The organism is Puia sp. (assembly GCF_036500295.1).
Taxonomy (GTDB): Bacteria; Bacteroidota; Bacteroidia; order Chitinophagales; family Chitinophagaceae; genus Puia.
Genome location: NZ_DASYCH010000122.1, coordinates 1 through 10,418, shown reverse-complemented (window position 1 = coordinate 10,418; position 10,418 = coordinate 1). Strand labels below are relative to the sequence as shown.

The window sequence follows — 10,418 nt, the reverse complement described above, 5'->3', positions numbered from 1 at the left end:
GGCTGATATTGATGATATCGATCACCTGAGCAATCGCCGGGTGCGTACGGTAGGGGAGCAGTTATATGCTCAATTCGGTGTCGGTCTGGCCCGTATGGCCCGGACGATCCGTGAACGTATGAACGTGCGTGACAATGAGGTGTTCACCCCTGTGGACCTGATCAACGCCAGGACGTTGTCTTCGGTGATCAACTCCTTCTTTGGTACATCGCAGTTGTCGCAGTTCCTTGACCAGACCAACCCTCTGAGTGAGATCACGCACAAGCGTCGTATCTCCGCGCTCGGACCAGGCGGTTTGAGTCGTGAGCGTGCGGGTTTTGAAGTTCGTGACGTACACTACTCCCACTATGGCCGTCTTTGTACGATCGAGACCCCCGAAGGTCCGAATATCGGTTTGATCTCCACGCTTTGCGTCCATGCCAAGATCAACGAGATGGGCTTTATCGAAACGCCCTATCGCAAGGTGGTGGATGGTAAGGTAGAGTTGAAGAAGCTCACTTATCTCAGCGCGGAAGAGGAAGATATTGCCAAGATCGCCCAGGCGAATATCGCCATGGATGAAAAAGGAAACTTTGTCGAAGACAAGATCGTCAGCCGGCAGACGGGTGACTTCCCCATCCTCGATAAGAATGAGGTGGAATATATGGACGTCGCGCCCAACCAGATCGTGGGTCTCAGCGCATCGCTGATCCCCTTCCTGGAGCATGATGATGCCAATCGTGCGTTGATGGGATCGAACATGCAGCGTCAGGCGGTGCCGCTGATCCGTCCGGAGATGCCGATCGTCGGTACCGGTCTGGAGGCGAAGGCTGCCCGTGATGCCCGGATCCAGATCCACTCTGAAGGAGAAGGGATCGTGGAGTTTGTGGATGCGAACGAGATCCATGTCCGTTATGACCGGAATGATGCGCAGAAACTGGTCTCCTTTGAAGAGGATCTGAAGATATACAGGCTGACGAAGTTTATCAAGACCAACCAGGAAACCTGTATCAACCTGAAGCCTGCCGTAAAGAAAGGCCAGAAGGTAAAAGAGGGTGATTTCCTTACGGAAGGATATGCCGTTCAGGATGGTGAGCTGGCCCTGGGGCGCAATTTGAAGGTTGCCTTCATGCCCTGGAAGGGTTACAATTTCGAGGATGCCATCGTGATCAGCGAGAAAGTAGTAAAAGAAGACCTGTTCACCTCGGTGCATATTTCCGAGTATGAGCTGGAAGTCCGCGATACCAAATTGGGTGAAGAAGAGCTGACCCCGGATATTCCAAACGTTTCGGAAGAAGCGACCAAGGACCTGGACGAGAACGGTATCATCCGTGTCGGCGCCCAGATCAAGGAAGGCGATATCCTGATCGGCAAGATCACTCCGAAAGGGGAAAGTGATCCTACGCCGGAAGAGAAGCTGCTTCGTGCGATCTTCGGGGACAAGGCTGGTGATGCCAAGGATGCTTCGCTGAAGGCCCCCAGTGGTACGGAAGGCGTTGTGATCAGCAAGAAGCTGTTCCAGCGAGCCAAGAAGGACAAGAATGCCAAGGTTCGCGAGAAGGCGGCTTTGGAGAAGATCGAAAAGGTACACGAGAAGAATACATCGGACCTGATGGATGTGTTGTTGAGCAAGCTGCAGGTATTGCTGGCCAATCATGTTTCTGCCGGGGTGAACAACAATTTCAGCGAAGTGCAGATTGGAAAGGGAGCGAAGTTTACGGCTAAGAACCTGGCCGGGATCGACTACCTGAATGTCAACCCGCTGGGTTGGACGGGGGATGCCAAGACCGATGAGCTGATCAACATTCTGCTGCATAACTACAGTATCAAGTACAACGAGGAGTTGGGCCGTTATAAGAGAGAGAAGTTCAATATCTCGATCGGGGATGAATTGCCTGCGGGTGTCTTGAAGCTTGCAAAGGTATACCTTGCCGTAAAGCGTAAGCTGAAGGTAGGGGATAAGATGGCCGGTCGTCACGGTAATAAGGGTATCGTAGCCAAGATCGTACGTTCGGAGGACATGCCGTTCTTGCAGGACGGAACGCCGGTGGATGTGGTATTGAACCCGCTGGGGGTACCTTCCCGTATGAACCTGGGGCAGATCTATGAGACGGTATTGGGCTGGGCCGGGGAAAAGCTGGGGGTGAGATTCGCCACGCCGATCTTCGACGGAGCCACCGTAGAGGAGATTGCCGGTCATATTGAGAAAGCCGGTTTGCCGAGTTTTGGTCATACCTACCTGTATGATGGGGAGACTGGGGAAAGATTTGACCAAAAAGCGACGGTTGGTATCATTTATATCATTAAATTACACCATATGGTTGATGATAAGATGCACGCCCGGAGTATCGGACCGTACAGTCTTATCACGCAGCAGCCATTGGGCGGTAAGGCCCAGTTTGGTGGTCAGCGTTTTGGGGAAATGGAAGTGTGGGCATTGGAGGCGTATGGCGCATCGAATATCCTGCAGGAATTGTTGACCCTCAAGTCCGATGATATTATCGGTCGTGCGAAGACCTATGAGGCGATCGTGAAGGGGGATAATATTCCGAGGGCGGGGATTCCTGAATCCTTCAACGTGCTTGTGCATGAATTGAGGGGATTGGGTCTGGACCTGAAGTTTGATTAATGATTGGCTGGCCGGAGACCGGCCGCAACATCAACCTGGCTCCGCTAACTGATGAATAATACACAAGCCATCCTGGTAATCCGGGATGGCTTTTTTGTTGCAGGTATGCATAGAGTATTTTATATTTGTTAGTATCTCTATTTGTTAGCAGACCCCTGGCTTATGAAGAAAATTTACTTTCTGTTACCCCTGATCGTGATTGTCGCCGGTTTGATCTTTGTGTTCCGGCCCGGGGCGAGGATGGCCTCCCTGTTTGAGGGCAAGGAAAGGCGGGAAAATCCATTTGAGGAGGAGGAAGAGGAAGATGGTGCGAAGGAGGTACTGAAGCAGGAAGTGCTGATGACCAAGGATCCGCAACTGGGATATGTCCCAACGGAGCGGCTGTTGCAATACAGGGAGTTTATGAGAAGGCATCCTGCTCTTCCAAGGAGCAGTGGTCCGGGCGGCTCCGGCGGCCGGCATAGTGTTACGGATGGCGGCCCCGGCAGTGCGACGCCGTTGGGCGGTTCGGGCGGGCTTATCTGGACGGAAAGGGGGCCCAATAATATCGGGGGCCGGTGCAGGGCGATCCTTGTCGATCTTTCGGATGCGAGTGGAAATACGGTCATTGCCGGCAGCGTCAGCGGGGGGTTATGGCGTACGACCAATTTTACGGCTGCCACGCCTTCGTGGACCCAGAACAGTACGGTCCTGGCCAACCTGGCCATCACAACCCTGGCCCAGGATCCCAGTAATCACAATATTCTATATGCGGGCACCGGCGAAGGTTTTTTTAATGTCGATGCGATCAGAGGTTTGGGTATATACAAGAGTACGGATGGGGGAACAAGCTGGAGTCTGCTGTCTTCCACTACGAAGGGTGGGGCTAACCAATCCGATTTCCACTATGTACAAAAGGTAGCTGTTTCTCCAAACGGAGATGTCTATGCGTCCGGCATCGATGGATCTGACTTTTGCAACACAGGCGGGATACTGAAATCCACCAACGGCGGGGGTAGCTGGACAAGGGTAACGAGCAGGGGAGGAAGTTGTGCCACGGTGCACGATTTCTATGGGTATGACATCGCTGTTTCCACTGGCGGCGATATTTATACGTCTGTCATTAATACCATTCGCACCGCTACCGGCGCAGATACCGCCTACGGGAAGATCCTGATGTCGCCTGCCGGTCCTACGGCAGGGAATGCGGGGACATGGGTGGATATCACTCCACCTGCCGGCGCTGGCAATATATGGCAACGGATAACATTAGCCACTTCTCTCTTGACCAACAACCGGGTATATGCCTTTTTGCAGGGAGCGGGAAATGGGATCGGTGGTATCCGGCGTACGGATGACGGGGGAGCTACCTGGGTGAATATCAATAATACAACTTCCTGGTGTAGCCAGGGGGTGGCAAGTGGAACGGATTTTTCCAATGGGCAGGCCTGGTATGCCCAGGCGTTGGCCGTCAATCCGGGTAATGACGCCCTTGCTTATGCGGGAGGGGTCGATATTATGAAGACGGCCAATAGCGGTACGGGCTGGTCTCAACTTACCCAGTGGGCGCCGGGTTGTTCCACCTTGCCGTATGTGCATGCGGACATCCACAATATTACTTTTCTGCCTGGTTCTTCCACTTCCTTTATCGTGGGTTGTGACGGGGGGCTTTTTTATACGACGGATGGCGGTAACAGTTTTGTCTCCAAGGATGCGGGTCTGAATGTGACCCAGTATTATGGCGCTGCCCTGCATCCTGCGAGCGGTTCCAATTACATGCTGGGTGCTGCGCAGGATAATGGTTCGCATATTTTTACCAGTCCGGGGATCAATTCGGTCACCAGTGCGAGCGGCGGGGATGGCGTCACTTGTTTTATCGATCAATCGAACCCTGTTAATCAGATCACCAGTTATGTCTATTCGACCTATTTTATCTCGCGCAATAGTGGAGGTAATTTCCCCACGGTTTTCAATTCAACAGACGGGAGGTTCCTCAACCCGGCGGACTATGATAATTCGTTAAAGCATCTTTACTGCGGCAGCACGGACATGAAGCTCAAACGGATCGATAATATCGTCAGCGGGGTGCCATCCGGGACAAATATAACGCTGACTGCCGCTCCACAGTTGCAGGTTTCCGCTGTCAAAGTAGATCCGAATACGGCCGATAATGTTTGGGTTGCCGTTTCAACGGCGGATGATGCCGTTGCCGCCCAGGCGCCTTTGCTTTTCCTGGTTACCGGTGCGTCTACCGGGAGTCCGGTCGTCACCCAGATGGGTACGGGAACTCTTGTTCCGGGGGCCGGGGCCTATATCAGCAGTATCGATGTGGAGCAGGGGGATGCCAATCACCTGGTCGTTGCGGTCTCCAATTATGGAGCAGCCAGCGTATGGGAATCCACGAATCACGGGGCTACCTGGACTTCGCTGGACAATAATGGGGTCAATCTGCCGGATATGCCTGTGTACAGCGCCATGATCGTCCCCGGCACGGACAATGTCAATACCGGTGGTCCCAATGGCGGGATCCTGCTGGCGACGGAGATGGGGGTATGGTCCACCCCGGTCAGCAGTGGGACCAGCACGGTGTGGACGGAAAATTCCGCCGTTATGGGAAATGTCAGTGCCCGCCAGTTGAAGTACAGGATATCGGATAACCAGTTGGTAGCGGCTACCCATGGGCGGGGGTTATTCACGACCTCCATTGCGGCGGATCCCTTACCGCTGGACTTTACTTCCTTTACAGGGGTGGAGGGCGCAGCGAACAATCATCTCGACTGGACGGTGGCGAATGAATATAACAATAAGGGCTTTACCGTTGAGAGGAGCTATGGGGACAATGCAGGCTTTACAAGGATCGGTTTTACGCCCTCTTCTTCGACGTCTTTTCATGCCACTGCCGGCTATTCCTTTACCGATTCCTTTGTCGACCTTGGAAAGAGGGTCGCCTTATATCGTCTCCTGCAGACGGATCTTGATGGAAAAGAAACCTATTCGGTGATCATCAGCTTACAGCGGGCGCCCGCGAAAAAGCTGGTACAGTACCTGTCTGTCTCCGCCAACAGCCTTTTTATACGGATCAATAGCGGCAGTACTACTTCTACGCTGAGCCTGCGGGTCCTGGATATGACCGGCAAGCTTGTTGAGGCCAGGGAGATCGCTGACCAGTCGCAGTCCATCGACATCGGTTCGCTGGCCAGGGGGATCTATATCCTTCAATTGGTCGGCAAGGACGGACAACGATTTACCGGGCAATTCCGAAAGTAAGCGCACATTATCACATTAAGGAGAGCAGGAATTCCTTTAACTCGCTGTAACGGGCTGATAATTTTTTGCTGTGTTTTGGTTTGTCGAGGAGGGCTGCGACAGCGGGCGGCAACGGGATCTTTTCGTTAAGGATCGGTTCGACCGTGTCATAGAATTTTACGGGGTGGGCCGTCTCGAGGAAAAATCCTTTTTGTCCCGGGTGTGCGGAGAGGTATCTCTCGAGGGCGAGGTAACCGACGGCGCCGTGGGGGTCGGGCAGATACTGATGGAGGGTATAGAGATCCCTGATGGTCCGGCGGGTTTCTTCGTCGGTGATGCTGACGCTGGACAATACTTTTTTGAGGGCGGGCAGTTCTTTTTGGAAGATCTCCAGGATACGGACGAAGTTGCTGGGGTTGCCTACGTCCATGGCGTTGGAGAGGGTGGGGATGGCGGTGCGGGTCTTGTAATCGCCGGTTTGCAGGTAATCCGTTACGATACTGTTGGCATTACAGGCTGCGATGAAATGTTTTACGGGGAGTCCTGAAGAGTGGGCCATCAGCCCGGCGCAGATATTGCCGAAGTTGCCGCTGGGGACGCTGATGACGGGCGGGTTTGTTTTGTCGTTCCATTGCTGCCACGCGAAGAAATAATAGAATTGCTGAGGAAGCCAGCGGGCGACGTTTATAGAATTTGCCGAGGTCAGGAAGCGCTGTTTGTTCAGGGCGGGATCGGCGAAGGCTTCTTTTACCATCTGCTGGCAGTCGTCGAAGCTGCCGTCGACTTCGAGTGCGGTAATATTTTTTCCGAGGGTGGTCAGTTGCAGTTCCTGGACGCTGCTGACCTTGCCGGAAGGGTAGAGGATCACCACCTGTATGCCCTCTACATCATAAAATCCGCTGGCCACGGCGCCGCCGGTATCGCCCGAGGTGGCGACCAGTACTGTAACGGGCTGATCGTTGCCGCGGACAAAATGGCCCAGGCAGCGGCTCATGAACCGGGCTCCTACGTCTTTGAAGGCGAGGGTAGGTCCGTGGAATAGTTCGAGGCTGCTGATCGTATCGGTCAGCGGCACCAGGGGGAAGTCGAACCGGATCGTTTCCGCGACGATGCGGCGCAGTACTTCTTCGGGCAGGGTATTTCCTACGTAGGGTTGAATGACCCGGAAGGCAAGCTCTTCGCGGGAAAAGCCGGCGGGGTTTGTTATGATCTCGTCGGGGAGGGCGGGGATCCTTTCGGGGAAATAGAGGCCCTTGTCCGGCGCCTGGCCGCGGATCGTAGCTTCTTTAAAGCTGACGCGTGCGGAAGGGTTATTTAAGCTATAGTACTGCATGTGTATTAGATAAAAATTTGCCTGTGTTTCAGATAGTAATTTGCCTTTGTTTCCGATAAGAATTTGCCTTTGTTTCAGATAATAATTGCCTGTGTTTCAGACAAGATTGCCTGTTCCTTAGATAATTTTTACTCCCTGTTGGTTAACGGTTGTTACGTAGGTATGATAATCGAGGCCGATCCGGTTGTAGATATCCTGCATGACTTTTTCTACGTTGCGGGCGATAGCCGCGTCCCTGCTCAGCATGAAAATGGAAGGACCGGAGCCGGAGATACCGCCGCCGAGGGCGCCTGCCGCCTTACATTGTTGTTTGACCTCGTCGAAGCCGGGGATCAGCATGCTGCGGACGGGTTCGATGATCACGTCTTCGAGGGAGCGGCCGATCAGGTCATAATCCTGTTTTATAAAGCCTGCCACCAGTCCGGCGATATTTCCCCATTGACGGATCGCGTCTTTCAGCAGGACTTGTTTGCGAAGGATCTGTCGTGCGTCGGCCGTGCGTACTTCGATCTGGGGGTGGACCACGGTGACGTGGAGGGTTGGCGCGGGGATCGTTATAATATCGAGTGGAAAGATGGACCGGATCAGGGTGATGCCGCCGTAGATGCCGGGTGCGACGTTGTCGGCGTGTTTTACGCCTGAGGCTACTTTTTCGCCGAACATTGCGAAGCGGACGAGGTCTTCTTTGGCCCAGATATTTCCGAGAAGGTGGTTGGCTGCTACGACCGCGCCTGCTGCGCTGGCGGCGCTGGAGCCGATGCCGCTGCCGGGTTTTATCTGTTTACTGATACTTACTTCGAAGCCGATGCGACCGGGGGGCAGGGGGAGGGCGCCGGTCCGACCGGGGGGCTGGAGGAGGGCGCCGGCCCGATCGGATGTTGCCGTTAATGCGAGCTCTTCGAGCATGGCAAGGAGGGGGGCGCCGGCGGTATTCAATGCCGGGTCGGAGGGGAGGGCGAAGCCGTCCTTGCTGGTGATGATCACCCGGGGTTCATCGAGCAGCCGCAATTCCATGATATCGTAGGGTTCGTCGAGTGCCAACCCCAGGATATCGAAGCCGCAAACGAGGTTAGCGACGGTGGCGGGTGCTTGTACTGTTACCTGGTTCATGTTTAAGATGCCTGCTTGTTGTTAAGAATTAATAATACGTAAGATATCGGCGAAAACGCCGGAGGCCGTTACTTCTGCGCCGGCGCCGGCTCCTTTGATCACCAGCGGCTGTTCGGAATAGCGGTCCGTGAAGAATAATACCACGTTATCTTTTCCATAGAGGTGATAGAGGTCTTGTTGGGGGTCGATATGCTGAAGGCCGACGGAGGCTTTGCCTTTATCGTAGCGGGCAACGAACTTCAGTTTTTTCCCATTGGCGGAGGCGGCCTGGTAGAGTCGTCGGAAATGTTCTTCTTCCTTTCCCATTGCCGTATAGAAATCATCTACGCTGCCTTCCATGCAGGAGGGGGGCATAAAGCTGTTATTGTCGATGTCTTCCATCTCCATTTTTTCGCCGGCTTCGCGGGCGAGGATCATGATCTTGCGCATCACGTCCGTTCCGCTGAGGTCGAGGCGGGGATCCGGTTCGGTATATCCTTCGGCCTGTGCCTGCCTGACGACATCGGCGAAGGGGCGATCGCCCGTGTAATGATTAAAGACAAAATTCAGTGTACCGCTGAGTACGGCTTCTATGCGGCTTACTTTATCGCCGCTGCGCAGCAAGTCGTTGAGCGTGCCGATGACGGGGAGGCCGGCGCCTACGTTCGTCTCGAAGAGGAAGCGGGCGTTGTATTCTCTTGCGAGGTCCTTTAGTTTGCGGTAAATACCGTAGGGCGAGGAGCAGGCGATCTTATTGCAAGCCACGACGGAAATGCTTTTTTGGAGGAGGGCGTCGTAGCGGGAGGCGACGTCGCCGTTGGCCGTTACGTCGGCGAAGACGGCGTTGCGGAGGTTGCGGGAGGTAATGCCGAGGACCCATTGGTCGAGGTTCATCGGGAGTCCCTGGTCGAGTTTTTCTTTCCATGCGGACAGGTCGATGCCATCGTCGTCAAAGATCATCTTCCGGCTATTGGCGAGTCCGATGACCCGGACCTGGATCCGGAGTTGTTCCTGCAGGTAAGTCACCTGTTGCCGGAGTTGGTCCAGGAGGCGCCGGCCTACATTGCCTGTGCCGGTGATGAAGAGGTTTAATTGTTTATAGGTTGTCTCGAAGAATTCTTCGTGGAGGACGTTGATTGCCTTTTTTACGTCCGCGGCTGCTACGACGGCGGAGATATTCCGTTCGGAAGAGCCTTGTGCGATGGCCCGGACGTTGATACCGTTGCGTCCCAGGGCGCCAAACATCTTGCCGCTGACGCCGGGGTGGCTTTTCATGTGGTCGCCGACGAGGGCGATGATCGAAAGGTCGGTCTCGATGATGAGGGGCTCTACTTTTTTTGTGCTGATCTCGAAGCTAAAGGCCTTGTCCACGGCGGATTTGGCGGCGGATACATTTGTCTCGTCGATGCCGACGCAGATCGAATGTTCGGAGGAGCCCTGGGTGATGAGGATCACGTTGATGGAATGGTTGGAGAGCGCCTCGAACAATCTTTTCGAGAAACCGGGGGTGCCAACCATTCCGCTGCCTTCCAGGCTGAGCAGGGCGATCCTGCTGATGCTGGAGATGCCGCGGATACTGCCTCCGTTGCGGGTGGAAGCAAATTCGATGACCGTGCCGGGGTCGGCGGGCGAGAAAGTATTCTTGATCCATACGGGAATGCCCTTGCTCATGACGGGTTGGATCGTGGGTGGATAAATCACCTTGGCCCCGAAATGGGATAATTCCATTGCTTCCTGGTAGGAGATATGGGGGATCAGCTTAACGTTGGATACGAGGCGGGGATCGGCGGTCATCATACCGGAGACATCGGTCCAGATCTCGAGGCTATGGGCGTCGGTCGCTGCGGCGAGGATAGCGGCGGTATAATCGGAACCGCCTCTTCCGAGGGTTGTGGTCCTGCCATGGCTATCGGAGGCGATAAAGCCGGGCAGGATAAAAAGGTTATTGCCGGAGGAGTCGATGAAATGCCGGATCTGTTCGTTGGTCCGGGGGAAATCGACGGATGCGTGTCCGAAGCGGGAGTCGGTATGGATCAGTTCGCGGGAATCCTTCCATTGGTTGGGGATGTCGAGCGAGTCGAAGCGGGCGGATACGATAATGGAGGACAGCAGTTCTCCATAGCTGACGATCTTATCCTGTGTGCGGGGGGAAAGTTCGCCCAG

Annotated in this window: 5 protein-coding genes; 2 read left to right on the top strand and 3 right to left on the bottom strand. The window is 54.5% G+C overall.

Features of this window, described 5'->3' with window-relative positions; genetic code table 11:
* Together rpoB and VGM48_RS22555 are read left to right on the top strand one after the other, a co-directional pair.
* Window positions 1-2,608, top strand: a 2,608-nt coding sequence (gene rpoB / locus VGM48_RS22560; RefSeq protein ID WP_331582759.1) for a DNA-directed RNA polymerase subunit beta, incomplete at its 5' end; no start/stop codon positions are given.
* Between the two features lie 162 nt (window positions 2,609-2,770).
* Window positions 2,771-5,854, top strand: a complete 3,084-nt coding sequence (locus tag VGM48_RS22555) for a T9SS type A sorting domain-containing protein (RefSeq protein WP_331582757.1) — start codon at window positions 2,771-2,773, stop codon at window positions 5,852-5,854.
* Between the two features lie 10 nt (window positions 5,855-5,864).
* Here VGM48_RS22555 and thrC read toward each other — a convergent pair whose 3' ends face one another.
* The 3 genes from thrC to thrA all read right to left on the bottom strand — a co-directional run.
* On the bottom strand, window positions 5,865-7,166 hold the full coding sequence (thrC, locus tag VGM48_RS22550; RefSeq protein WP_331582755.1) for a threonine synthase: 1,302 nt from the start codon (window positions 7,164-7,166) through the stop codon (window positions 5,865-5,867).
* A 117-nt stretch (window positions 7,167-7,283) separates the two neighbouring features.
* The gene (locus tag VGM48_RS22545; RefSeq protein ID WP_331582753.1) at window positions 7,284-8,276 is read right to left on the bottom strand and encodes a homoserine kinase; all 993 of its coding nucleotides are present in this window, start codon (window positions 8,274-8,276) and stop codon (window positions 7,284-7,286) included.
* A gap of 21 nt (window positions 8,277-8,297) precedes the next feature.
* The coding region (thrA, locus tag VGM48_RS22540) for a bifunctional aspartate kinase/homoserine dehydrogenase I (RefSeq protein WP_331582751.1) at window positions 8,298-10,418 on the bottom strand (2,121 nt) is incomplete at its 5' end.